This window comes from Martelella endophytica (assembly GCF_000960975.1).
GTDB lineage: Bacteria > Pseudomonadota > Alphaproteobacteria > Rhizobiales > Rhizobiaceae > Martelella > Martelella endophytica.
Genome location: NZ_CP010803.1, coordinates 3,249,188 through 3,272,797, shown reverse-complemented (window position 1 = coordinate 3,272,797; position 23,610 = coordinate 3,249,188). Strand labels below are relative to the sequence as shown.

The 23,610-nt window shown below is 62.2% G+C and carries 20 protein-coding genes and 1 riboswitch; of the genes, 6 read left to right on the top strand and 14 right to left on the bottom strand.

The features are described 5' to 3' along the window. Positions 1-39 precede the first annotated feature (39 nt). The 9 genes from bamA to TM49_RS14900 all read right to left on the bottom strand — a co-directional run bounded on the left by bamA (position 40) and on the right by TM49_RS14900 (position 9,916). The gene (gene bamA / locus TM49_RS14940; RefSeq protein ID WP_045682421.1) at positions 40-2,379 is read right to left on the bottom strand and encodes an outer membrane protein assembly factor BamA; all 2,340 of its coding nucleotides are present in this window, start codon (positions 2,377-2,379) and stop codon (positions 40-42) included. A gap of 330 nt (positions 2,380-2,709) precedes the next feature. After that, on the bottom strand, positions 2,710-3,828 hold the full coding sequence (rseP, locus tag TM49_RS14935) for an RIP metalloprotease RseP (RefSeq protein WP_045682420.1): 1,119 nt from the start codon (positions 3,826-3,828) through the stop codon (positions 2,710-2,712). 5 nt (positions 3,829-3,833) lie between these two features. After that, on the bottom strand, positions 3,834-4,712 hold the full coding sequence (locus TM49_RS14930) for a phosphatidate cytidylyltransferase (RefSeq protein WP_045682418.1): 879 nt from the start codon (positions 4,710-4,712) through the stop codon (positions 3,834-3,836). Continuing rightward, the gene (locus TM49_RS14925) at positions 4,712-5,458 is read right to left on the bottom strand and encodes an isoprenyl transferase (RefSeq protein ID WP_045682416.1); all 747 of its coding nucleotides are present in this window, start codon (positions 5,456-5,458) and stop codon (positions 4,712-4,714) included. The genes TM49_RS14930 and TM49_RS14925 overlap by 1 nt, the downstream gene beginning before the upstream one ends. 34 nt (positions 5,459-5,492) lie before the next feature. Further along, complete coding sequence (frr, locus tag TM49_RS14920) at positions 5,493-6,053, bottom strand: ribosome recycling factor (protein ID WP_045682414.1); 561 nt, start codon at positions 6,051-6,053, stop codon at positions 5,493-5,495. 52 nt (positions 6,054-6,105) lie between these two features. Continuing rightward, positions 6,106-6,825, bottom strand: a complete 720-nt coding sequence (pyrH, locus tag TM49_RS14915; protein WP_082074756.1) for a UMP kinase — start codon at positions 6,823-6,825, stop codon at positions 6,106-6,108. Between the two features lie 90 nt (positions 6,826-6,915). Beyond that, the gene (gene tsf / locus TM49_RS14910) at positions 6,916-7,842 is read right to left on the bottom strand and encodes a translation elongation factor Ts (RefSeq protein ID WP_045682412.1); all 927 of its coding nucleotides are present in this window, start codon (positions 7,840-7,842) and stop codon (positions 6,916-6,918) included. 300 nt (positions 7,843-8,142) lie between these two features. Then, entirely contained in the window at positions 8,143-8,952 is an 810-nt protein-coding gene (rpsB, locus tag TM49_RS14905) for a 30S ribosomal protein S2 (RefSeq protein ID WP_045682410.1), read from the bottom strand. Between the two features lie 184 nt (positions 8,953-9,136). Then, positions 9,137-9,916 (bottom strand): EipB family protein, encoded by a 780-nt coding sequence (locus TM49_RS14900; protein ID WP_045682409.1) that lies wholly within the window; start codon positions 9,914-9,916, stop codon positions 9,137-9,139. 134 nt (positions 9,917-10,050) lie between these two features. Here TM49_RS14900 and TM49_RS14895 point away from each other — a divergent pair, with 134 nt between their 5' ends. The 5 genes from TM49_RS14895 to TM49_RS14875 are packed head-to-tail and all read left to right on the top strand — an operon-like array spanning position 10,051 to position 13,388. Next, on the top strand, positions 10,051-10,518 hold the full coding sequence (locus TM49_RS14895; RefSeq protein ID WP_045685295.1) for a RidA family protein: 468 nt from the start codon (positions 10,051-10,053) through the stop codon (positions 10,516-10,518). Beyond that, positions 10,515-11,216, top strand: coding sequence for a glycerophosphodiester phosphodiesterase family protein (locus tag TM49_RS14890; RefSeq protein ID WP_045682407.1), 702 nt, complete (start codon positions 10,515-10,517; stop codon positions 11,214-11,216). Before TM49_RS14895 ends, TM49_RS14890 begins: the two co-directional genes overlap by 4 nt. Positions 11,217-11,235: 19 nt before the next feature. After that, positions 11,236-12,435, top strand: a complete 1,200-nt coding sequence (locus TM49_RS14885; protein WP_045682404.1) for a GNAT family N-acetyltransferase — start codon at positions 11,236-11,238, stop codon at positions 12,433-12,435. A 3-nt stretch (positions 12,436-12,438) separates the two neighbouring features. Beyond that, positions 12,439-12,864 carry an HIT family protein gene (locus TM49_RS14880; RefSeq protein WP_045682402.1) on the top strand — a complete coding sequence of 142 codons (426 nt, stop codon included), beginning with the start codon at positions 12,439-12,441 and terminating at the stop codon, positions 12,862-12,864. A gap of 8 nt (positions 12,865-12,872) precedes the next feature. Further along, positions 12,873-13,388, top strand: coding sequence for an MgtC/SapB family protein (locus TM49_RS14875; protein ID WP_082074754.1), 516 nt, complete (start codon positions 12,873-12,875; stop codon positions 13,386-13,388). A 5-nt stretch (positions 13,389-13,393) separates the two neighbouring features. Here the strand turns inward: TM49_RS14875 and TM49_RS14870 are convergent, their stop codons facing one another. Both TM49_RS14870 and TM49_RS14865 read right to left on the bottom strand, forming a co-directional pair. Beyond that, positions 13,394-16,828: an ATP-binding protein gene (locus tag TM49_RS14870; RefSeq protein ID WP_045682400.1), complete on the bottom strand. Its 3,435-nt coding sequence runs from the start codon at positions 16,826-16,828 to the stop codon at positions 13,394-13,396. 4 nt (positions 16,829-16,832) lie between these two features. Next, a complete protein-coding gene (locus TM49_RS14865; protein WP_045682398.1) occupies positions 16,833-18,074 on the bottom strand; it encodes a metallophosphoesterase family protein in 1,242 nt (413 codons plus the stop codon). A gap of 123 nt (positions 18,075-18,197) precedes the next feature. Between TM49_RS14865 and TM49_RS14860 the strand changes: the two genes are divergently transcribed. Continuing rightward, positions 18,198-19,184 (top strand): aldo/keto reductase, encoded by a 987-nt coding sequence (locus TM49_RS14860; RefSeq protein WP_045682396.1) that lies wholly within the window; start codon positions 18,198-18,200, stop codon positions 19,182-19,184. Positions 19,185-19,286: 102 nt separating this feature from the next. Here TM49_RS14860 and TM49_RS14855 read toward each other — a convergent pair whose 3' ends face one another. From TM49_RS14855 to lon, 3 genes are all read right to left on the bottom strand, one after another. Continuing rightward, complete coding sequence (locus TM49_RS14855) at positions 19,287-20,168, bottom strand: DMT family transporter (RefSeq protein ID WP_045682394.1); 882 nt, start codon at positions 20,166-20,168, stop codon at positions 19,287-19,289. Positions 20,169-20,261: 93 nt separating this feature from the next. After that, positions 20,262-20,411, bottom strand: a riboswitch (FMN riboswitch). A 159-nt stretch (positions 20,412-20,570) separates the two neighbouring features. Beyond that, a complete protein-coding gene (locus TM49_RS14850; RefSeq protein WP_319520003.1) occupies positions 20,571-20,864 on the bottom strand; it encodes an HU family DNA-binding protein in 294 nt (97 codons plus the stop codon). 190 nt (positions 20,865-21,054) lie between these two features. Next, on the bottom strand, positions 21,055-23,472 hold the full coding sequence (lon, locus tag TM49_RS14845) for an endopeptidase La (RefSeq protein WP_045682389.1): 2,418 nt from the start codon (positions 23,470-23,472) through the stop codon (positions 21,055-21,057). Between the last annotated feature and the right edge of the window lie 138 nt (positions 23,473-23,610).

The following is a 23,610-nucleotide window of genomic DNA, read 5'->3' as shown; positions in this document are numbered from 1 at the left end:
CACTCCAGAACGGTTATGACGTCAGCTCTGGAAGCGAGATCAGAACGTGTTGGCAATTCCGAAACGGAAACGCTGCGTCTCGTCGAAATCTTCCTTCACGAACGGGATCGCGTAGTCGAAGCGAAGGTCACCGAAGGGCGAGTTCCAGATCAGCCCGACACCGGCCGAAGCGCGGAGCGAGAAATCGGTCCCCTCGATCGCCGTATTGTCGACATCGACCTGATTGCCCCAGAGCGAACCGGCGTCAACATAGGCCGCGCCGCGCAGCGCGATATCTTCCGGAATGAACGGAACCGGGAAGTTCGCCTCGGCAGAAACAACGGCATAGGTCTGACCGCCGAGCGCATCGCCCTGCTCGACCGTGCGCGGGCCGATACCATTCTGCTTGAAGCCGCGGATTTCCTGGCCACCGATCGTGAACTGGTCGAAAACGTTCAGATTGTCGTCGAACGGCGCAACGTAACCGCCACGAACCGTCAGCGAGCCGACGATGTCTGCCTGGTCCGACAGCATCTGATACCAGCGCGCCTTACCCGCAATCTTGTAATAATGCGAATCGCCACCGAGACCCGCAATCGTGTTCGAAAGCTGCGCCAGCGTTCCTTCACGCGGCATCTTGCGATCATCGACCGTCGAATAGCTGAAGGTCTGCTCGAGCGAAGACACTGTCCACGGGCTGCCGTTGACGAGGTTCTGGTAGATCGGCGACAGATTGTTCGGATCTTCCCAGTTACCCTCACCAGTGTATTCGAACTGCTGGTAGTTGTACTTGAAGGTCGATGCCAGATCGTCGGTGAGCGGCGCCGTCACGCGCAGCGTACCGGCGGTCTCGGCATAGCTGTAATAGGTCTGCGTCGACGACGTGGCGCGATAGAGATCGAAACCGGCCGCCAGACGATAACCCAGGAAGAAGGGCTCGGTGAACGAGAAGTTGTAGATCTGCGAGTCGTCATCGCCAAGACCGGCGGATGCGCGGACATACTGACCGCGACCGAGGAAGTTACGCTCTTCGACCGAGAGTTCCAGCACCAGCGAATCGCCCTCGGCATCGTAACCGGCGCCGATCGAGAACGAGCCGGTCGGCTCGTCGGTCACATCGACCACGAGAACGACGCGATCGGGCGCGCTGCCCGGCTGCGTCCGGATATCGACGGACGAGAAGTAGCCGAGAGCCTCAAGCCGACGCTTGGTGCGGGCGATCAGTTCGCGGTTATAGGCATCGCCTTCCGCAAGATCGAACTCGCGACGGATAACGTAGTCGCGGGTACGCGTATTACCAACGATTTCAATGCGTTCGATGTAGGCCTTCACACCCTGGTCGACCTGATAGTTGACGGCGACCGTATCGGTCGAGAAGTCACGGTCGAGGCGCGGGTTGACCTGCGCAAACGGATAACCCTGCGACGAGGCCGAAGCGGCGATCGCTTCCGAGGTCTTCTGGATATTGTCGGCATCATAGTACTTGCCGGACTTCGTATCGATATCGCCCTTGAGGTTATCGACATTCATGCCGGTGATCGTCGTGTCGACACCAATATCGGAGAAGCGGTAACGCGCACCTTCGTCCATGGTGAAGGTGATCGAATAGCTATTGTCGACGTCGTCATACTGAACGTCGGTCGACAGCAGACGGAAATCCGGGAAACCGTGATTGTTGTAGAATTCGCGCAGCAGATCGCCGTCGTGACGGACCTGGTCCGGATTGTAGATATCCTTGCGGGTCAGGAACGAGAGCGGCGTCGAGCGCTTGGTGTCGATGACAGCAGCAAGGCGCGAGGCACCGTAGGTATTGTTGCCAACGAAATTGATGTGCTTGGTCTTCGTGCGGCCACCTTCATCGATAACAAAGGCGACGTTGATGCGGTTGTCCTGCACCGTCGCGGTGTCGATGGTAACCTCGACATCGGAACGACCGATCTGGGAATAGGCATCCTTGATGCGCTGCGCATCGAGCTCGGCCTGCGCCTGACTGTACGGGCCGAGCGAGTGCAGCTGCACGACGCCCTGAAGCTTCTTGTCGTTGACCTTGCGGTTGCCGTTGAAGACGACCTGGTTGATCAGCTGATTCTCGGTGACGTTGACGATCAGGGTAGAGCCCTGGACGGAAATCTTGACGTCAGAGAAGTAGCCGGAACCGTAAAGCGTGCGGATCGACTGGTTGATATCGGCATCCGTGAAGCTCCTGCCGGGAACGATGGAGAGCTTCGACTTGATGGCATCTGCCCCCGTCGCGCCAGCACCGTTTACAACGATGTTGCTGACGGTCGCGGCTTCAGCGGACTGAGGCAAGGCAATGGCGGTGACCACTCCTCCGGAGACGGCGACTGCCAGAGAAAGCGCCGCACCTGAAACTGTGTTCAAAAATCTCGAACCGGCCATGCTATAATCTACCCTTTATACTCGCTCGGTATCAGCGGTTTTCAGCACTGCGGCTTTACGTTCTAAAGACTTCGTAACCGCGCGCAATAGAAAGACCCCTTCAAACCGCAACTTCCGCCCCAAGCGTGGCGGATTCGCCACGATAATTATGAATCATCGTAAATGAAGCGTAACAGCGTTCCGTGACAGGGTATGATCCCGCCACCTCACGCGCTTCCTAGCATCTCTCACGTCAAACGCAAGGCTACATTCGCACACTCGTCCGCTTGCCACAAGATGGCGCAGGCGCACTGTAAAACGAATAGTGTCAAAGGGTTAAAAAAGTCACGGTCAGCCCATACGGCCGATCGTGTCGTTCCATGTGGCAAACACCATCAGCGCCAGCACCAGGAAAAGCCCGACGCGGAAGGCGAATTCCTGCACCCGCTGCGACAGCGGCCGACCGCGCAGCGCCTCGATCGCATAAAACAGCAGGTGACCGCCATCGAGCATCGGAACAGGCAGCAGATTGAAGAGCCCGACCGACACGGAGAGAATCGCGGCGAAGTTGGCGAAGGCCACAAAACCGAGCGATGCCATCTGGCCCGCCATCGACGCCACCCTGACCGGCCCGCCGATCTGATCGGCCTTCATCCGACCTGCAAAGACATTGGTGATATAGTCATAGGTGGACACGACGATGTGCCAGCTCTGCAGCACGCCCTGCCACACGGCATCGACCGGACCGTAGCGGACGACGCGGAAATTGCCCGAATCGCGCGTCGCAACGACGCCGATCCTGCCAAGCTCCATGGTGTTGCCGAACCGATCGGAATCCTCGACGCGCTCCGGCGTCACCGTCAGGTCCACCGGCGCGCCGTCGCGCTCGACCGTCATCCTGATCGGCAGACCGGGCCGGACGCTGACATAGCGCACCACCGCGTCGAACGTATCGACACTATGGCCGTCGAGCGCCTTCATCACGTCGCCGGGCTCGATACCGGCCTCCGCCGCCGGGCTTCCCGGTTGCACCTCGGCGACCACTGGATCGGAAACCGTGCGGCCATAGACAGCGAAGATTACCGCGAAGATTGCGATGGCGAGCAGGAAATTGGCGATCGGACCGGCCGCCACCGTCGCTGCGCGCTTCCAGAGCGCTGCACCGTTGAAGGTCTTGGCGCGCTCTTCAGGCGGAAGCGCTGCCGTGCCCTCGAAATCCGGCCGGCTTGCGGCATCTTCATCACCGTAGAAGCGCACGTAGCCGCCAAGCGGCACGGCGCAGATCTTCCAGCGCGTGCCATGACGATCAGTCCGTCCGATCAGCTCCGGGCCAAAGCCAAGCGAAAAGGCGAGTACGCGAATCCCGGACCAGCGCGCGACCAGATAGTGCCCGAGCTCGTGGAAGAAGACGAGGAAGGAAATCGCGATGATGAACGCCACGAGCATGCCGGGCGCGTTGGTGAAACCCATACTTGTCAGTCTCCGTCGACAGCGGAAAAAATGCCGCTCCAGGCGCGAAGTGTGTCGCCCACCTCCGAATTATGGCCGCCATCGGCAAGTCCGGCAACGGCTACGACGACAAACAGCAGGAAAGCGGCGGCAACGAGGCCGTCAACGCGGTCCATCACACCGCCATGTCCGGGAATGAGATGACTGGAATCCTTGACGCCCGAACGCCGTTTGAGCGCCGATTCGAACAGATCCCCCATTTGGCTGACGGCGGAAAGCAGGAGCGCCAGCAATGCGAAGGCGACGTTCGGCACACCACCGAAGCCAAACACAACGCCGATTGCGGCAAGCACGCCGAATATGGCGCCGCCAATGGCGCCCGACCATGTCTTGCCCGGGGAAATCGAGGGGGCCAGCTTGGGGCCGCCAATGGCACGCCCGGTGAAATAGGCCATGATGTCCGTTGCCCACACCAGGGCGAAGACAAACAGCATGGCATAGAGACCACCTTCCGCCCCGCCCCTGATGGCGGCAAGCGAAACCATCGAAGCACCGGCATAGAAGACGCCGCCGGCGATCCACCGAATGGCAGGCTGTCTCAAGCCGACAAACGCAACCAGAAGCGCCAGGATGCAGATAGCGAGCGCCGGCAGAAACAGCTTTGCGGCCACAAGTGCAGCTATGACCACAAGCAGGATCCAGCCCGCTGCCGTCAGGAAAGTCAGGCGCGTGTCCGCACCCACCGTCGGATGCGAACGTCCCATCGCCGTCCATTCATGGAAGACCAGCAGCCCAATGAGGATCGACAACAGCGCGAAGACGAGCCCGCCCGCCCAGGTTGCCGCCAATACGACGATGGCGAGAATCAGTCCCGAGACGATGCGCAGCCTCAATTCACGCGACATTACGACCCCGTCAGAACCGACGGTTCTTCCAGGAGCCCGCCAAAGCGGCGGCTGCGCCGCGCATATTCGTCGAGCGCTTCGAAGAAGATGTCGCGGGAAAAGTCGGGCCAGAGGCAAGGAAGGAAGACCAGTTCCGAATAGGCCCCCTGCCACATCAGGAAGTTCGACAGCCGCTGTTCACCGCTGGTGCGGATGATCAGATCGGGATCGGGGATGCCGGCCGTGTCGAGCCGACCCGACAGCATCGCCTCGTCGATCTCATCCGGCGCGATCAGACCGGCGGCCGCATCGCGGGCCAATGCCGCCGCTGCCCGCGCAATTTCCGCGCGCGCTCCGTAGTTGACGGCGACGATGACAGTAAGGCCGGTATTGTCGCGCGTGCGCACCTCGGCGCTTTCGAGCGCGTTCAGGACCTTGGGACCAAGGCCCGAACGCTCGCCGATCATGCGGAACCGCATGTTCTTGCGGTGGTAGTTCTCGAGTTCACGCTGAATGAACAGCGCGATCATGTCCATGATATCGTTGACTTCGTCTTCCGGACGCTTCCAGTTCTCGGAGGAGAACGCAAACATCGTCAGGTAGCCGATACCGGATTCAGCGGCGGCATCCACGGTGCGCCGCACCGCTTCCACGCCCTTGCGATGGCCCAGAATCCGACGCAGCCCGCGCCCCTTCGCCCATCGGCCGTTGCCATCCATGATGATGGCAACATGTTCCGGCCTGGCAGAATCGGGAAATCTGGTCATATGGTCTCTCGGAATAAATCAGTAGGTGCTAAAATTAGACCTGCATGATTTCTTTTTCTTTCTCCGCAAGCAAGTCATCAATACGCGAAATCGAGGTGTCCGTCAGCTTCTGCACATCATCGGAGAGCGAACGGCTGTCGTCCTGGGAAATATCGCCATCCTTTTCGGCCTTCTTGAGGCCTTCCATGCCGTCGCGACGAACATGGCGGATCGCCACACGCGCCTTTTCGGCATACTCATGGGCAACCTTGACGAGCGATCGGCGACGCTCTTCGTTCAGCTCCGGCAGTGGAATGCGCAGGTTCTGACCGTCCATGATCGGATTGAGGCCAAGATGCGATTCGCGGATGGCGCGGTCGACCGCATTGACCATCTGCTTGTCCCAGACGTTCACGGAAAGCATGCGCGATTCTGGCACGGTGATGTTGGAAACTTGGTTGAGCGGTACGCGCGAACCATAGGCCTCGACCGTGACAGGGTCGAGAATGTTGGCGGAAGCGCGACCGGTGCGCAGCGAGGTAATGTCCCCGACGAATGCGTTGACGGCACCTTCCATACGGCGTTTCAGATCGTTCAAATCGGTCGGATCGCTCATTTCTTCATTCTCCCACTTCGCGGACCTGCCGTCAAAGGCGGCCCGCCACTTTCTAGCTTTCGGTTACAATCGTCCGGCGACCGGCGCCGGCCATGATCTGGCCGAACCCGGCACGCTCGTGAATGGAAAACACGATGATCGGAATGTTGTTCTCGCGGGCGACAGCAACAGCCGCGACATCCATGACCTGCAGGCCACGCTGCAGCACCTCGTGATGGGTCAGGCTGTCGAAACGCGTCGCATCCGGCACCTTCTTGGGGTCGGCGGAATAGATGCCGTCGACCTGGGTGCCCTTGAAGATCGCTTCCGCGCCGATTTCGGCAGCGCGCAGGGCGGCGGCGGAATCGGTGGTGAAGAACGGGTTGCCGGTGCCCCCGGCAAAGATCACCACACGGCCGGCATCAAGATGGGCGCGCGTCGCGCGCTGGGAAAAGCTCTCGCAGATCTCGGGCATGGCGATCGCCGAAAGCACGACGGTATCGACATTCAGCTTGCGCAACGAGGTCGCAAGCGCCAGTGCGTTGATCACCGTTCCGAGCATGCCCATATGGTCGCCCGTCACCCGCTCGCCGCCCTTGGACGCCACGGCGACACCACGAAAGATATTGCCGCCGCCGACGACAATGCCGATCTCCACACCCATGGCGCGCACATCGGCGATATCGGACGCGATGCGGTCTGCCACCGCCACGTCAATGCCGAAGCCCTGATTGCCCATCAGCGCTTCGCCGGAAACCTTTAGCAATACACGTTTGAAAATCGGATTCGTCAAAGCCGTAAACTCCTGAAAGCAATGAAGTCCGGATACACGAAGGGCGCCGCGTTGTCACGCGGCGCCCTCGTTTTTAACAGGCTCGGCCGATCAGCCGCGTGCCGTGGCGGCAACTTCAGCGGCAAAGTCGCTTTCTTCCTTCTCGACGCCTTCACCAAGGGCGAGACGGGCGATGGCGACGACCTTGATCGGCGCGCCGGCAGCCTTTTCGGCTTCCTTGACGGCCTGTTCGACAGTCAGGTCGGGGTTGATGACGAAAGCCTGCGACAGCAGCGCGACTTCCTGGAAGAACTTGCGCATGCGGCCTTCGACCATCTTCTCGGCGATCTCGGCCGGCTTGCCGGATTCCTTCGCCTGCTCGAGGAAGACGTGACGCTCGCGGTCTGCGATGTCCTTGTCGACTTCGTCGGCGCGAACGGCAAGCGGGTTGGTCGCGGCAACGTGCATGGCGACCTGACGACCGATGGCGTTCAGGGCTTCCTTGTCACCGTCCGATTCCAGTGCGACCAGCACGCCGAGCTTGCCAAGACCGTCGGCAACCGCGTTGTGGACGTAGGTCGCGACAACGCCCGAACCGACCGAAAGCTTGGCGGCGCGGCGCAGCGTCATGTTTTCGCCGATCGTGCCGATCGCGTCCTTGATGCTGTCCTCGACCGATTTGCCGGTCTTCGGGTAGGTCGCTGCCGAAATAGCCTCGACCGAACCGTCGGTGGAAAGCGCAACACTGGCGACACCCGAAACCATTTCCTGGAAGGCTTCGTTGCGGGCAACGAAATCGGTTTCGGAGTTGACTTCGATGACGACGGCTTCCGTGCCGGCTTCGGCGATGCCGATGAGACCTTCGGCAGCCGTGCGGCCGGACTTCTTGTCAGCCTTGGAGATGCCCTTGGCGCGCAGCCAGTCGATGGCAGCTTCCATGTCGCCGTCGGTTTCGGCCAGCGCCTTCTTGCAGTCCATCATGCCTGCGCCGCTCTTCTCGCGCAGTTCCTTCACCATTGCAGCCGTAATCGTGCTCATAACTTGCCTCTCGTCCATTCGCTGGCAGCGCTTGTCGGCGCCTGATTTGGGCAACGCATTGTACCCGTAACATAACAGGGGTATGAACCCCGCGGCCACCCGTCGGGCGGCCTCCCCTCGCCTGTCGCGCCTTGCTGTTGGTCGACTGCGCCTCCGGCAGAACCGGAACGCATCAAACGCACTAGCAGGCGCGAGACCGACAAGAGGTCTTCATAGTCCACGCGGCGCCTCAAAAAAGCGCCGCGCCATTCGTGCAGAGATAGGGATGATGACGCCGCGGTTCAAACCACGGCGCATCTCTTACTTGGAGGCTTCTTCCGAGGAGGTTCCCTCAGCAGCAGCTTCCTCAGCCGGGGCTTCCTCTTCGAGGGCCGTTTCGACCGGCGCGTCAACGGCGCCGAGGTCGATGCCGGCAGCGCCCTGCTGGCGTGCAATGCCGTCGATGGCGGCGCGCGAGATCAGGTCGCAGTAAAGCGAGATGGCGCGCGAAGCGTCGTCATTGCCGGGGATCGGGTAATCGACTTCATCCGGATCGCAGTTCGAGTCAACGACAGCGACAACCGGAATGCCAAGGCGCTTGGCCTCTTCGATGGCAATCTTTTCCTTGTTGGTGTCGATGATGAAGATCAGGTCCGGAACGCCGCCCATGTCGCGGATACCGCCCAGCGCACGGTCGAGCTTTTCGCGCTCACGGTCGAGGTTCAGGCGTTCCTTCTTGGTGAAACCCTGAGCTTCGTTGGCGAGGATCTCGTCGAGCTTGCGCAGGCGCTGGATCGAGTTCGAGATCGTGCGCCAGTTGGTGAGCATACCGCCGAGCCAACGCGAGTTGACGTAGTACTGCGCCGAGCGCTGTGCCGATTCGGCTACGATCTCGGAGGCCTGACGCTTGGTGCCGACCATCAGCACGCGGCCGTTGCGGGCCACGGTGTCGGAAACGACCTGAAGGGCACGCGACAGCATCGGTACCGTCTGGGCGAGGTCGATGATGTGGATGTTGTTGCGGTCGCCGAAGATGTAAGGCTTCATCTTCGGGTTCCAGCGGTGGGTCTGGTGACCAAAATGTACGCCTGCTTCAAGCAGCTGGCGCATGGTAAAGTCTGGCAGTGCCATGCTTTTTCTTCCTTTTCCGGTTGAACCTCCGCAGGCCTGAGACCAGACGAACAATCGCCTGACACCGGCGGAACGGCCCGGATTTCTCCCGGAACGCCCCATGACCTGCGTGTGGAATGCCGGCGCGATAGCCTGTTTCAGCGCGAATTGCAAGAGGCGCCGGCGAATTGTGGCGTTTTGAGACTTAGGGCGCCGACGATGCAGTCGAAGCGCGGTCGCCACACGGCGCGGCCTTGAGCATCTTCAGACTGGTCAGCGTGCCGGCAATCTTGAAGTCCCCGAAATCCATCATCAGATCGCGGCTCACGCCATCCTCGCTCAGCACCATGGAAACGGTATAGGATGGCGTCTGGTCGCCGGCGCCTGCATCGAGATCGTAATAGGCCGTGGTGATCGGCCAGTTGCGTGCGGCCTTCTCGCCTTCGGCAGGGTTTCTGATGACACCCGCATCCCCGATCAGCGTCACCGCCCGCATCGCCTTTTCGCCCGAGCCATCGAAGGAGATCGAGGCATAGACGCGCTTGCCGTGGTCGGCCGCGCGAATGACATGGGCAAGATACTCCGTCGGGAACTCGGCCTTCTTGAGCTCGACCGATGTCGGCTGATCGCCGCCAAGCGTCACGTCGATGACATCAGAGGCCTTCCGCAGCGCCTCGCCATTGGTCTGGGATTGCAGGGCGAAATCGGAATAGAGCGTATTGGAGAAGGCGAAGGAGCCTTCGGCAAGGTCCTCGTAGCTCGACGAGGACTGATCGGTCATCAGCGAGCCATCCTCGCGCGTGATGTCGGTCACCATTCGCATGTCCGTGCTGTATCCGGAACAGTCGCCACCGGTGAAGGAATAGACGAAACGACCGTCCAGCGCCTCGATCCCCGAATTGCCGGACGCCCAGCCGAGGGACAGATCGTAGATCGCCTGGTGCGGTGCGAGCGATACGCCCGCCGCCGCAGCACTCCCCGCCATCAACACAACACATATACCTGTCGCAGCAATTGTCCGCATCGCCATATTCCCCTTGGTTTTGAGAGACGATGGTATAGAAAAGGCTCGGCACTGCCAATTGTTTCACGATGTTATTTCATCTGCCGGAGTTTTTCATGTCGGCCACTATCACCCAAAAGCTACAGTCGCTTGGCATCACCCTGCCGGAAGCCGCCGCGCCTGCCGCGAATTACCTGCCCTACGTCATTTCCGGTAACATGCTCCATGTCTCCGGCCAGTTGCCGACCGAGAGCGGCAAGCTCATTGCCGAGGGACGGCTCGGCGACACGGTTTCGCTCGAAGATGGCGTACGGGCGGCGCGTGCCTGCGCGGTCAATATCATTGCCCAGGCCAATGCGGCGCTTGGCGGCGATCTCGGCCGCGTGCGCCGCATCATCAAGATCAACGGCTTCGTCGCATCCACGCCGGATTTCACCAGCCAGCACCTTGTCATCAACGGCGCCTCGGATCTCTTCGCCGAGGTCTTCGGCGAGGCCGGCCGCCATGCACGCGCCGCCGTCGGCATGGCATCCTTGCCGCTGAACGCCGCGGTCGAAATCGATGCCGTGCTGGAGATCGCATGATGTGGCTCACCTCTGCGCCGATTGCGCATCGCGGCTATCATGACCCGAAGAAAGCCGTCTTCGAAAACACCATGCCGGCCTTCGAGGCTGCGATTGCGGCCGGTTTTGCCATCGAATGCGATGTCCGGCTGACACGTGACGGCATTCCCGTGATCTTCCACGACGACGATCTTCAACGCCTCGCCGGTCGCGGCGATACCATCGAGGCCCTGACGGCGGCGGAGACCGATGCGATCGCCATCGGCGGCGCGGACGCGAAAATTCCGCGTCTCTCTGCCCTGCTCGCCGCCACCGACGGCAAGGTTCCGCTGGTTGTCGAACTGAAGCGTGGTGCAGCACCCGATCCGCGCTTCGTACCCGCCGTGCTTGATGCCATTGCCGGCTATGACGGCCCCCTCGCCCTGATGAGCTTCAATTCCGACCTGCTGGCAGAACTCAAGGCTGCCGGCGCCACCGTTCCGGTCGGACTGACTGCAGAGGGTGCGGAAAATTTCGATGAACACGAGGCCGCGATGGCGCTCGGGCTTGATTTTGTCTCCTATTATTACCAACATCTGCCCAACGACTTCACCACCGGCCTGCGCGACAAGGGCATTCCGGTCATTACCTGGACCATACGCGACGCTGAGGCCCGGGAGATTTCAAACCGGCATGGCGACCAGATGACGTTCGAGGGGTTCGACCCGCGGTCGGCATAGCCTGATCTGGACGATTTTCTTGAGCGAAAACCTGCAAATCCGCATTGAAAACAGCTTCGCGAACATCACACGCGAAGAATGGGACAAGCTCTCCGCAACCATGCCGTCGCTTTCGGGCGACGGCTTCTACAGCCCGTTCCTGTCGCATGCCTACCTCTCGGCGCTGGAAGAATCGGGATCGGCGACGGCGGATACCGGCTGGCTCGGCCACCACCTGCTGCTGGAAACCGAAGAGGGCCGCCTCATCGGTGCCATCCCCTGCTACCTGAAGAACCACAGCCAGGGCGAATACGTCTTCGACCACGGCTGGGCGGATGCTTTCGAGCGCGCTGGCGGACGATACTATCCGAAGCTCCAGGCATCGGTGCCATTTACTCCGGCAACGGCGCCGCATCTTCTGGTCCGCGAGGGCTATGACCGCGAAACGGTCGCCAAGGTGCTCGCCGAGGGACTGCAGACCGTCAACGACCGTCTCGGCGTTTCGTCCACCCACGTGACCTTCGTGCCCGAGCGGGAGATCGAAACCTTCGAGGCGGCCGGTTATCTCCACCGCACCGACCAGCAGTTCCATTTCCTCAACGCCGTCTATGACAGCTACGACGCCTTCCTCGACACGCTGGCCTCACGCAAGCGCAAGGCCCTGAAGAAGGAGCGTCGGACGGCACTTGAAAACGGCATCGAGATCGACTGGCTGACCGGTGATGACCTCACCGAAGACATCTGGGACCAGTTCTTCACCTTCTACATGGATACAGGCAGCCGCAAATGGGGCCGGCCCTACCTGACGCGGGAATTCTACTCGCTGATCGGCGAACGCATGGCGAAGGACATCCTGCTGGTGATGGCAAAGCGCGAAGGTCGCTATATCGCCGGCGCCATCAACTTCATCGGTTCCGACGCGCTTTACGGCCGCCACTGGGGCTGCATCGAGGATCACCGTTTCCTGCATTTCGAGGTCTGCTACCATCAGGCCATCGACTATGCCATCGCCCATAATCTGAAACGGGTCGAGGCCGGCGCTCAAGGGGAGCACAAGCTCGCCCGCGGCTATCTCCCTGTCACGACCCATTCCGCGCACTATATTGCACACGAGGGTCTGAAGCAGGCGATCGCGGAGTTTCTGGAGCACGAGCGCGAAGACGTCGCACATTTCAATGATATTCTCACCGATCACGGCCCCTACAAGAAGTCCGGCGGCAAACCCGCCGAGGAGGAATGACCCATGGCAGACTATGACGACAGCAACATCTTCGCGAAGATCCTGCGCGGCGAAATCCCGTCGATCCGCCTTTATGAGGATGACGATGCGATTGCCGTGATGGATGTCATGCCGCAGGCTCCCGGCCATGTGCTGGTCATCCCCCGCGCCCCCTCCCGCAACCTCCTCGATGCCGATCCTGCGGTGCTGTCGAAAGCCCTGCCGATCGTGCAGAAGATGGCGCGCGCGGTGAAAGCCGCCTTCGATGCCGATGGCGTCTACATTGCCCAGTTCAACGAACCGGCGGCCGGGCAGACCGTATTCCACCTGCATTTCCACGTCGTGCCGCGCCACGAGGGCGTCGAGCTGAAGCGTCACAGCGGCCAGATGGAAGACATGGATGTGCTGAAGGCCAATGCCGAGAAGATCCTGGCCGCCCTCAAAAGCTGAGGCCCCGAATGATGGACGGTCTGTCCGAGCCATTCGCAACCGCGTTCTCCCATGACCATCTGACGATGTTCGTGAGACTGATCGGTGCGTCTGTGTTCGGCGGGCTGATCGGGCTCGAGCGCGAGTTGCAGCATCATTCGGCAGGCCTCAGGACCCATATCCTCGTCAGTCTCTCCGCTGCCCTCTTCGTCATCGTATCGACGCAGGTGCCGGACCTGCTGTCCGGTCACTCCGACGTCCTCAGGATCGACCCGACACGCGTCATCCAGTCGATCACGGAGGGTGTGGCGTTCCTGGCGGCCGGCATCGTGTTCTTTCAGAAGGGTACCGTGAAGGGCCTGACGACGGGCGCCGGGCTCTGGCTTTCCGGCGCCATCGGCCTGACGATCGGTCTCGGGCTCTGGAGCCTCGGCATCTTCGCCTCGATCCTCGGCCTCGTCGTGCTCTTCCTGCTGCATAAGGTCGAGCATCGCAGCCGGCGCATGCATACCGGCAAGCAGGAAGACGAAGACACGCCGAACTAAGCCTGTCAGCGCTCCAGTCTGATGATGTCCGCCTGCCCTGCCAGTTCCCGCTGCGCGATCTCGACGACACTTGCCTCATGGGTGAAGAGGATCGTCTGAATGCGGCCGAGCGCCGAGAGCGCCTTCAGGCCGGCAGCGCTGCGGTCGTCGTCGAAGGTCTGGAAGATGTCGTCGACAATCAGCGGCGCCGGCTCGTTGCGGCTCGCATAGTCTTCGAGGAAGGCGAGCCTGAGGGCGAGGTAGAGCTGGTCACGGGTGCCATCGCTGAGGCCACCGACCGGAACCTCCTCGCCGCCAGCGCGCAGCGCCGAGAGCACCAGCGTATCCTGTTCGCCGTAAGCCTGCGTCAGCCCGTCGAAGGCGCCGCGCGTCAGCGCGCGGAAATGCCGGCCGGCGGCTGCAAGGATAGGATCGGCGCGGCCCTCGCGATAGCGATCGAGCGCACTGTCGAGCAGCCGGCCGGCAAGTTTCAGCACCACCCATTCGCGAGCGAGATCGCGCGCTTCGGCCTCGGCGGAAACCCGCTCGAAGGCCGCGGCCTCGGCGCTCTGCCCCTGCCCCATGGCCTCCTTGCGGTGCCTGCAGCCCAGCCGTCGCTCACGCAGCGTCTCGAATGCTTCGTTATCGTCGGCCTGATCGGAGCCGAGGGTTTCGAGTTCCTGCCGGCAGGCGGCGATATCGAGCCCCGCCGCGAGCGCGCGGGTCTCGGCCTCGTCCGCACCATCGCTGCCCTCGTCAAAGCGCCGGCGCGCCTCGCGAAGCTCCTGGCGCAGCCCCGCCCGCATCTTCAGCCTTTCGGCGAGCCCGGCAATACTGACGCCCTCGGGCAAGCTTGCGGCGATCTCGCCGATGCGGGCCTCGCAGTTTTCCTGCCCCACCCCGAGCGCATCGATCTCGCGCTGCAGGACGGCGGCATTCTCTTCCAGCGTTTCGCGACGGGTGGCGCGCGTTGCGTGAATTTCGACGCGCTCGGCAAGGCGACGGATGATTTCGGCCGGCGCGTCTGCCGCCATTTCCGGCGCCACCGTCTCGGCCAATGCACGCGCATCGTCCTCGAACCGCGCAATCCGCGCTTCGTCGGCCGCCGTCTCGCGCGACAGCCGTTCGCGGGAGGCAAGGAGCGGCGGCACGCGTTCCCGCAGCGCGAGTGCGGCGCGGGCCGCGGCGAGACCGGTATCGGGTGCAAGGCCGAAGCGGCCGAGTGCCACCGTGTACCGCTTCTGAAACTCGGCTTTGCGCGTCTCCAGCACGGCGAGCTCGGAAACCCTCGCCTCGATTGCCTGCCTTGCCGCTGCGCGCTGGCCTTCGCGCTCGCGCGCGCCTGCCCAGCGTTCTGAGAGCCTGTCGAGCGCCGTCCCGATCTGGCGGCAAAGCGCCAGAGCCGGGAGTTCGGCGTCGATGCCGAGATCCCGGGCAAGTGCCCTCAGCGCCGGCAGCAGCTCGTCCCGCCTGCGCAAGGCGGCGCCATGCTTGTCCCGAAGCGATTGCACCGCCTCTCGTTCGACGAAAAGGGTTTCGACGGCGCGCAGCCATTCGATCATCTCGTCCGGCTCGGCGGGCGCGATCGCAAGCCGCGAAAACAAACCACGGTAATCGGCGGTGGCACGCTCCAGTGCCGCAGCGGCTTCGTCGCGGCGCAGGGCCATCGTTTCTCGGCTCCCCTGCGTCTGCGTCAGCCGTTTCACGATTTCGCCGAGGCGGGCGACCCGTTCGGCGTCATCCAGCGCGCCGTCGGCAAGCCGGTCGGCCTCCTCGACCGCGTTGATGTAAGATTGCGCCGCCGACGCCCCCTCGGCAAAGGCGCGAAACAGCCCGTCGCGGCGGGTTCGTGCCGCAACGATTGCCGCACGGGTCGGCACGGGACCGCGCTCGCCCTCCGTGGCAAGCTGCGTGCTGAGCCGCGCCTCCTCGTCCATGAGCTCGGTCAGGGCGCGGGCGCTGTCGCCGTCAGCCTTGCGTGCAGAGGCCACGGCATCGCGGTGCCTGCGCAACTCTGCCTGGTTTGGCAGCTCGGCCTGCGAGAGCGCGAAAATATCGACGATGGCGGGCCTGAGCCCGGCCGCGGAAGCGCCAAGCGACCGCTCCCGCCGCGAGATCTCGGTTTCCAGGGCCTCCATCTCCTCGAGGCTGAGGATATCGGGGCGCAGCGCCTCGTAACGCCGGCGCAGGGGTGTCGGGTCGACAAGATGACCTTCGCCGCGGTCCCCCTCCAACGCTGACAGGGCCTGCCGGCCTTCGGCCAAAGCCTTCTCAGCCGCCGCTTTTTCACGCGCAAGCGCGCCGCCTTCCTCGACAAGCTGCTCGAGCTCTGCCCGCAGCATCGCGTTCGGGCTGCTGCTTTCGAGCTCTTCGACCGATGAGAGCCCCAGTTGAGCCGCATAGCCGGCAAGCTCTGCCATGGCGTCATCGCGTGCCAGCCGGCGCGCCGGCAATGCCTCGACAGCCTGCGCATAAAGCCCGCTCTCGACGCCGAGGCGGCTGACATCGCCGCGCCTTTCCAGAAGTGCGTCATCGACCTTCAGCGCCTCAAGGTCCCGCCTGAGGCCGCCAAGGCGCCCGCCCTTTTCCGCGATCGTTGCCTGAAGCCGCTGCCGGTCCGCCTCCAGCGTCTCCAGCGCCAGTCCGGTTTCATCGGCAACACTGGCGACATCTTCCAGTTCGGCCAAGGCCGCGACATGACGGTCGATCTCGAGGACGAGGCCGCGCAGGCGCTGCAACCGTTCGAGCTCCGCAATCCGGGCGGCGCGCTTGCGGCAGCGATCCTGAACGGTGTCGATTTCCTCATCGATCTCGCGCTCTTCCTTCAGCAGCGCCTTCCAGTCGCTGGCGTTGAGTTCAAGCGCGCGTTCGGCCTTGCGGGCCTCGTCGTGACGGTCGAGCGCCTGGTAAAAGCTGCGGGTTTGCGAGCGGCGCGGCGCGTAGATCGCATCGGCATCGGCGGCGAGCCTTTCGCTTGCGATCCTTAGCCCGGTGAGCCCAGAGGCGGCGGAGAACAGCATCTGCCCGATCTCGCCACCATCGGCGAGCATCTCGTCAGCCCCGGCGCGCAGCCGCTCCGAATCGAGCCCAAAGGCGCGTTCGAAGACCGGCCGCTCCAGACTGCCGAGAAAGGCCGCCAAGGCGTCGTCATTCAGCGCCGTCTCGGCGGCTCCCTCCAGCAGGGTATTCTTCCGTCCCTTGCGGCGGCGAAAGGACAGCCGGGCGCCGGATCGCGCCGCGATTTCGGCGCCGATGCGCAGATCGCGCGCCTCATGCAGGAAATCGAAGCCGACATCGCGATCGGGAAAGCCGAAGAGCAAGTCGGAAAAGGCGGACAGCGCCGACGATTTGCCGGCCTCGTTCGGGCCGTAGACGATATGCAGCCCGGCTTCCGGCCGGAAGAGGATGGAGCGATCGGTGAAATGCCCGTAGCGGATCAGGTCGAGCGAGAGAAAACGCATATCGTCAGTTCTCCGCAGAAAGGCGAGCGCCGAGAATGGCCCGGGCTTCGGCCAGAAGAGCGGATGCACTGTCGCCCAGCGGCTCGGCTTCGGCCGCAGCGCCACCGGGCAGCTTTTTGGCAATCTCCTCGATCAGCGCATCAAGCGCCTCGCCAATCTCGGGTTCGCCGGCGATGGCGTCGATCATGCGCTCGATATCGAGCGTGGTTTCGTCCTGCACCGGCCGTGGCGCATCATCGGGCGGCAGGAGGTCGAGGACCAGCTTCTCCAGCCAGAGCTCGGCATGAACGCGCTGCAGAGCCGCCTGCAGGTCGTCATGCCACTCGCCGCGCGCCGATTGCAGCCGCGCCGATCCATCGTGACGCCCCGAAAGGCTTAACCGCAACGCCAGCGGACGTTCGTCGGCCGCCTCAGCGAATTCCTCGACCCTGTGCTCGACCGCGGAGAGGATGTCGCCATCCTGCATGTCCGGCGTCACTGTAACGGTCACGGCCTCGAAGCGGGCGCAGTCGAGCGAAAGCCGCTCGTAGCGCGCCCTGCCCTCCTCGACCGTCACCAGCACTGCACCCTTTTCACCCGTCTCGCGGATATTGCGGCCCTGCAGGTTGCCGGGAAAGATCGTCAGCGGATCGGCGGAGACTTCCTCGAAGCTGTGGACATGGCCAAGCGCCCAGTAGTCATAGCCGCGCGAGGCAAGATCCGCCGGGGTGCAGGGTGCATAGACGGCATGCGGCGGCCGGCCGGAGAGCGAGGTGTGCAGCACGCCAATGTTGAAATGGCCGGGCACGGCGGGCGGATAGGCAAGCGCCAGATTGTCGTTCGCCACGCGCTCGGCAAAGCCCTGGCCATGCAGCGCCACCTTCAGATGGTCGATGACGAAGGTTTCGGGCTTGCGGGTCGAGAACTCGTGCACGTCGTCGGGCATCGCAATGGTGCGGGTGACGATGCTCTCGGCGTCGTGATTGCCGCGCAGGAAGTAGACCGGGATGCCGGCGCGGGCGAGCCGGGCGATCTCGCGGTTGAAGAACAGGCCGATATGGTTGTCCTTCCAGGCGCCGTCATAGACGTCACCGGCAATCACCAGGAAATCCACCTCAAGCGAAAGCGCCCGGTCTATCAGCGCCGTGAAGGCATCACGCCCGGCCGCGGCAAAACGCTCGGCAATACGCTTGTCCTTCAGCCGGAGGCCCGAAAGCGGGCTTCCAAGGTGCAGATCGGCAGCATGGATGAAGCGGAAGCTGGACACGGATCACGTTTCCCTGTTTTCCCATCGGCCTTCGACGGGTAAAAGAACTCCGGACGCTATTTCAAGTCAAAAGCGCCATAAGCGGCGCTTTGCTTTCCAGCGACGATTCTACCGGAGGAACACATGCATTATCACAATTTCGGCCGCACGGGGCGGCCCGTATCGAACATCGGCTTCGGCGCCTGGCAGATCGGCGGGTCCTGGGGATCGGTCACCGAGGAGGACGGCCGCGCCGCGCTGAACGCGGCACTTGATGCCGGCATCAACTTCATCGACACCGCCGATGTCTATGGCGACGGCCGCTCGGAAAAGATCATCGCCGATGTGCTGGCCAGCCGTGGCGGCCAACGCCCTTTCGTGGCGACCAAGGCCGGGCGCCGTCTCAACCCGCATACGGCGGAGGGCTATAACCGCGAGAACCTGGAAGGCTTTATCGATCGCAGCCTGAAGAACCTGAAGATGGAACGGCTCGATCTGGTGCAGCTCCATTGCCCGCCGACGGAAGCCTTCTACCGGCCTGACGTGTTCGAAGCGCTCGACGCGATCAAGGCCAAGGGCAAGATCGCCAATTACGGCGTCAGCGTCGAGAAGGTCGAGGAAGCGCTGAAGGCGATCGAGTTTCCGGGCGTTGCCAGCGTCCAGATCATCTACAACATCTTCCGCCAGCGCCCGGCCTCGCTGTTCCTGCCGGAGGCAAAGAAGAAGAACGTCGCCGTCATCGTGCGCGTGCCGCTGGCAAGCGGGCTGCTATCGGGCAAGATCACCCGCAACACCGCCTTCGCCAAGGATGACCATCGCAACTTCAACCGCAATGGCGACGCCTTCGATGTCGGCGAGACCTTTGCCGGCGTGCCGTTCGAGATCGCGCTCGATGCCGTCGAGGAAGTGCGCAAGCATGTGCCGGGTGGCGAAAGCATGGCCGCTTTTGCGCTACGCTGGATCCTGATGAACGAGGCTGTCACCGTCGCCATTCCGGGTGCGCGCAATGCCGAGCAGGCAAAGGGCAACGCAGCGGCTTCCGATCTTCCGGTCATCGGCGCCGACGTGATGGCGGCGATGGAAGAGCTCTATCGCTCCCGCATCGCTCCGCATGTGCATCAGCGCTGGTAGGTGTATCTCGGACCAAATAATCTCCCCCCTTAAGGGGGAGATCGGTAGCGGCGGGCTTTGGGCCATAAAACACGGGCTGATTGTGCCGGCAGGGCTCCTCCCTCAGGCCTCGCGCCGCCGCTCGATCAGCATGATCGAAAGCGAAGCGCCGAGGATCATCACGCCGCCCACCCAGAACAAGCTGTCCGGCGCATAGCCGAACACCAGCCAGCCTCCGAGAACGTTGAGCGGTAGCTTCAGGTCGTCGAAGGGCTGCACATAGGCGGCATCGGCGGATGAATAGGCAAGCGTGAGGAAATACTGCGCGAGGACGGTCACCAGGCCGAGCGCGATCATGACCCACAGCATGTCCCCGGTCGGCACGGCGAAGCCACCGCCGATGGCGACCAGAAGGTTGATCGGCGTCAGCAGCATCAGCAGCCAAACGGTGATCGATTCCGGCGCTTCGTCGGCGGTCAGGTTCTTGGTGATCAGCGAGGTTCCCCCCCACAGAAGTGCCGAAGCGACCGGCAGCAGCGCCGCCCAGGTAAAGGCCTCGGACCACGGCTGGAGGATGAGCACGGCGCCGGTAAAGCCCACCGCCGTCGCGATCCAACGCGAGGCGCCGACGCGTTCATTGAGGAAAAGCTTCGCGCCGACAATGATGAAGAACGGCGAGGTCATGACCAGCGCAATGGCCTGGCTGATCGGAACCGAGGCAAGGCCGATCGCCCAGGCCTGAACGCCAAGTGCCGAAAGCGCCACCCGGATGACATGGCGCCACGGATGCTCCGTGCGCATAACCTTCAGCCCGGTGCGGAACAGATAGGGCAGTGAAAACAGGAGCGCGATGCCATATTGCCAGAAGGCAACCGAAGACGCGGCAAAGCCCATGTTCATGGTGATCTGCTGAATGAGAATGTTGCCGGCCGTATAGACCACACCGGCAAGCACCATCCAGAACGCCCCGACAAGGGCTGGGGAACGGCGAAGTGTCGCGTTCATGACCGTCTCGAACCTTTCTCGCCTCACCCGGAGGCAGTGTGGACGGGACGACGCGACGGGCCAGCAATCGGCGCCAGCGCCGCTGCCATGCTCGACTGTTCTCTTTCATCCGGACTCTAACCGTCGGCTCCGGAGTTGCACCGGATCTGCTGACCCCGGTCCTTGCGAACCGGGCGCTCGCGGGCTTGCGCACAAACCGCGCTTACCGCCGGTGGGGAATTTCGCCCCGCCCCGAGAACCTGCCGGAAAGATATCCGGCACCAATACCCATCAGTTAGTCGAGCGCCGGTGAAACGGCAAGTGGTTTCGCCGGAGTGGAATGGTTACTGAGCGTCAACGAAACGCGCACAAAAAAACCCGGAGCAATGCCCCGGGTCTTGTCGCTTAGGAAAGCGGCGGAACTTACGAGTTGCAAGCTTCCTTGAGGCCTTTGCCGGCCGTGAACTTCGGAACGTTACGGGCCGGGATATCGACCTCAGCGCCCGTCGACGGGTTGCGGCCCTTGCGAGCTGCGCTGTGCGAAACGGTGAAGGCGCCGAAACCGGCGAGGCGGACTTCGCCGCCATTCTTCAGTTCGCCCTGGACGGCATCAAAAACAGCGTCGACAGCGGAAGCGGCGTCGGTCTTCGACAGGCCAGCCTTTTCAGCGACGGAGGCTACGAGTTCACTCTTGTTCATGTTTCCACCCTTTCTCAAATGGTTCGAAACGAATCTCGGTTCAGTCGGGCTCAGATAATCAACACCGGGACCCGCCAGCAATTCAAAAGCCCTGCGTTTCAACGAATTGCAATAGCAATACGACGATTTGTGAAGAAAGGCCGGTCAGAGACCGGCCTTCAAGGCTTCTTTTCCACAGGAGCCCCGGAAAAGTGGCTATTTTTCGGCGTTAGTGAGCCATTGTCTTGCCCGAGTCGGCATCCTTGTCGTCGGTGGAAATCGCCACGTTTTCAGCCGCGGGATCCCATTCGATCGGCTGCGGCACCTCCAGCAAGGCGTGCTGCAGAACCTCACCCATGCGCGAAACCGGGATGATTTCCAGGCCGTTCTTGACGTTGTCCGGAATGTCGGGAAGGTCCTTGGCGTTCTCTTCCGGGATCAGCACCTTCTTGATGCCGCCACGAAGAGCCGCAAGCAGCTTCTCCTTCAAACCACCGATCGGCAGAACCCGGCCGCGAAGGGTGATCTCACCCGTCATCGCCACGCTCTTGTCGACCGGAATACCGGTCATTACCGAGACGATCGCGGTCGCCATCGCGACACCTGCAGACGGTCCGTCCTTCGGGGTCGCCCCTTCCGGCACATGGACGTGAATGTCGTTCTTGTCGAACATAGGCGGCTTGATGCCGAAGTCGACGGCGCGCGAGCGGACATAGGAGGCCGCTGCCGAAATCGATTCCTTCATCACGTCGCGCAGGTTGCCGGTGACCGTCATGCGACCCTTGCCGGGCATCATCACGCCTTCGATCGTCAGCAGCTCACCGCCGACTTCCGTCCAGGCAAGACCGGTGACAACACCGACCTGGTCCTCACCCTCGGCCTCGCCGTGGCGGAACCGCTGGACACCGAGATAATCCTCAAGATTATCGGCAGTGATATGGACTTCCGTCTTGTCGCCCTTGACGATCTCGGTGACGGCCTTGCGGGCAAGCTTCATCAGCTCGCGCTCGAGGCTGCGCACGCCCGCTTCGCGGGTGTACTGCTGGATGACCCGCGTGATCGCCGCATCATCAACCGAGAACTCCTCGGACTTCAGTGCGTGTTCGCGGATCGCCTTCGGCAGCAGGTGACGCTTCGCGATCTCCAGCTTTTCCTCTTCGGTGTAGCCGGCAATGCGAATGATCTCCATGCGGTCCATCAGCGGGCCCGGAATGTCGAGCGTGTTCGCCGTGGTGATGAACATCACGTTGGACAGGTCGTATTCGACTTCCAGGTAGTGGTCCATGAAGGTCGAATTCTGTTCCGGGTCCAGCACCTCAAGCAGAGCCGAGGACGGATCGCCGCGGAAATCGGCGCCCATCTTGTCGATCTCGTCGAGCAGGAAGAGCGGGTTGTTCTTGCCCACCTTCTTCATCGACTGGATGATCTTGCCGGGCATCGAACCGATATAGGTCCGGCGATGACCGCGGATCTCGGACTCGTCACGGACGCCACCGAGCGCCATGCGCACGTACTCACGGCCGGTTGCCTTGGCAATCGACTGGGCAAGCGAGGTCTTGCCGACGCCGGGCGGGCCGACGAGGCACAGGATCGGGCCTTTCAGCTTCTTGGCGCGGGCCTGGACGGCGAGGTATTCGACCACACGGTCCTTGACCTTTTCGAGACCGAAATGATCTTCTTCGAGCACCTTCTCGGCAGCCTTCAGATCGCGCTTGACCTTGGACTTGTTGTTCCAGGGCAGGCCGACAATCCAGTCGAGATAGTTGCGGACCACAGTCGCTTCTGCCGACATCGGGCTCATGTTGCGCAGCTTCTTCAGCTCGCCCTCAGCCTTTTCGCGGGCTTCCTTGGAAAGCTTGGTCTTCTTGATCTTTTCTTCAAGTTCACCGACTTCGTCGCGACCGTCCTCGCTCTCGCCGAGCTCCTTCTGAATGGCCTTCATCTGCTCATTCAGGTAGTACTCGCGCTGGGTCTTCTCCATCTGTCGCTTGACGCGGGTGCGGATGCGCTTCTCGACCTGAAGGACCGAGATCTCGCCTTCCATGAAGCCGAGCGCCTTTTCAAGGCGTTCCTTGACGCTGGTGGTTTCCAGCATCTCCTGCTTCTCGGTCAGCTTGATCGCGAGATGCGAGGCAACGGTATCGGCAAGCTTCGAGTAATCCTCGATCTGGCCGGCAGCGCCAACGACTTCAGGCGAAACCTTCTTGTTGAGCTTCACATAGTTCTCGAATTCGGAGACGACCGAACGGGACAGCGCCTCGATCTCGACGGCATCCTCTTCGGGCTCGGCAAGCACTTCGGCTTCGGCTTCGTAGAATTCATTCTCGACACGAATGTCACCGATAGCAGCGCGCGACTTGCCTTCGACCAGCACCTTGACGGTGCCATCGGGCAGTTTCAGCAGCTGCAGCACATTGGCGATGGTGCCGATACGATAGAGCGCGTCCGGAGCCGGATCATCGTCGGCCGCATTCACCTGCGTGACCAGCATGATCTGGCGGTCGGCATTCATCACCTCTTCGAGCGCGCGGATGGATTTCTCGCGACCGACGAAGAGCGGGACGATCATGTGGGGGAAGACCACGATGTCGCGCAGGGGCAACACGGGAAACGCAGCGTTTTCCGCTGCTGGCGCGTTCTGCGTCATGTTCTTTTCCTTTCCGACACCCGGCAGAAACCGGGCAATGGCTGTTGGGAGGCAGCCTTGTTGTCAATTGTTAGCGAACAAGTGGCGCTTTGGAAGGAAGATTTCAACCTTTGGCGGGTTTTCCCTCGGAACAATGCG

What these genes read in the sequence shown, in the direction of transcription:
- bamA (WP_045682421.1), bottom strand. Translation starts at nt 2,379, where the DNA reads ATGGCCGGTTCGAGATTTTTGAACACAGTTTCAGGTGCGGCGCTTTCT.
- rseP (WP_045682420.1), bottom strand. Translation starts at nt 3,828, where the DNA reads ATGGGTTTCACCAACGCGCCCGGCATGCTCGTGGCGTTCATCATCGCG.
- TM49_RS14930 (WP_045682418.1), bottom strand. Translation starts at nt 4,712, where the DNA reads ATGTCGCGTGAATTGAGGCTGCGCATCGTCTCGGGACTGATTCTCGCC.
- TM49_RS14925 (WP_045682416.1), bottom strand. Translation starts at nt 5,458, where the DNA reads ATGACCAGATTTCCCGATTCTGCCAGGCCGGAACATGTTGCCATCATC.
- frr (WP_045682414.1), bottom strand. Translation starts at nt 6,053, where the DNA reads ATGAGCGATCCGACCGATTTGAACGATCTGAAACGCCGTATGGAAGGT.
- tsf (WP_045682412.1), bottom strand. Translation starts at nt 7,842, where the DNA reads ATGAGCACGATTACGGCTGCAATGGTGAAGGAACTGCGCGAGAAGAGC.
- rpsB (WP_045682410.1), bottom strand. Translation starts at nt 8,952, where the DNA reads ATGGCACTGCCAGACTTTACCATGCGCCAGCTGCTTGAAGCAGGCGTA.
- TM49_RS14900 (WP_045682409.1), bottom strand. Translation starts at nt 9,916, where the DNA reads ATGGCGGGGAGTGCTGCGGCGGCGGGCGTATCGCTCGCACCGCACCAG.
- TM49_RS14895 (WP_045685295.1), top strand. Translation starts at nt 10,051, where the DNA reads ATGTCGGCCACTATCACCCAAAAGCTACAGTCGCTTGGCATCACCCTG.
- TM49_RS14890 (WP_045682407.1), top strand. Translation starts at nt 10,515, where the DNA reads ATGATGTGGCTCACCTCTGCGCCGATTGCGCATCGCGGCTATCATGAC.
- TM49_RS14880 (WP_045682402.1), top strand. Translation starts at nt 12,439, where the DNA reads ATGGCAGACTATGACGACAGCAACATCTTCGCGAAGATCCTGCGCGGC.
- TM49_RS14875 (WP_082074754.1), top strand. Translation starts at nt 12,873, where the DNA reads ATGATGGACGGTCTGTCCGAGCCATTCGCAACCGCGTTCTCCCATGAC.
- TM49_RS14870 (WP_045682400.1), bottom strand. Translation starts at nt 16,828, where the DNA reads ATGCGTTTTCTCTCGCTCGACCTGATCCGCTACGGGCATTTCACCGAT.
- TM49_RS14860 (WP_045682396.1), top strand. Translation starts at nt 18,198, where the DNA reads ATGCATTATCACAATTTCGGCCGCACGGGGCGGCCCGTATCGAACATC.
- TM49_RS14855 (WP_045682394.1), bottom strand. Translation starts at nt 20,168, where the DNA reads ATGAACGCGACACTTCGCCGTTCCCCAGCCCTTGTCGGGGCGTTCTGG.
- lon (WP_045682389.1), bottom strand. Translation starts at nt 23,472, where the DNA reads ATGACGCAGAACGCGCCAGCAGCGGAAAACGCTGCGTTTCCCGTGTTG.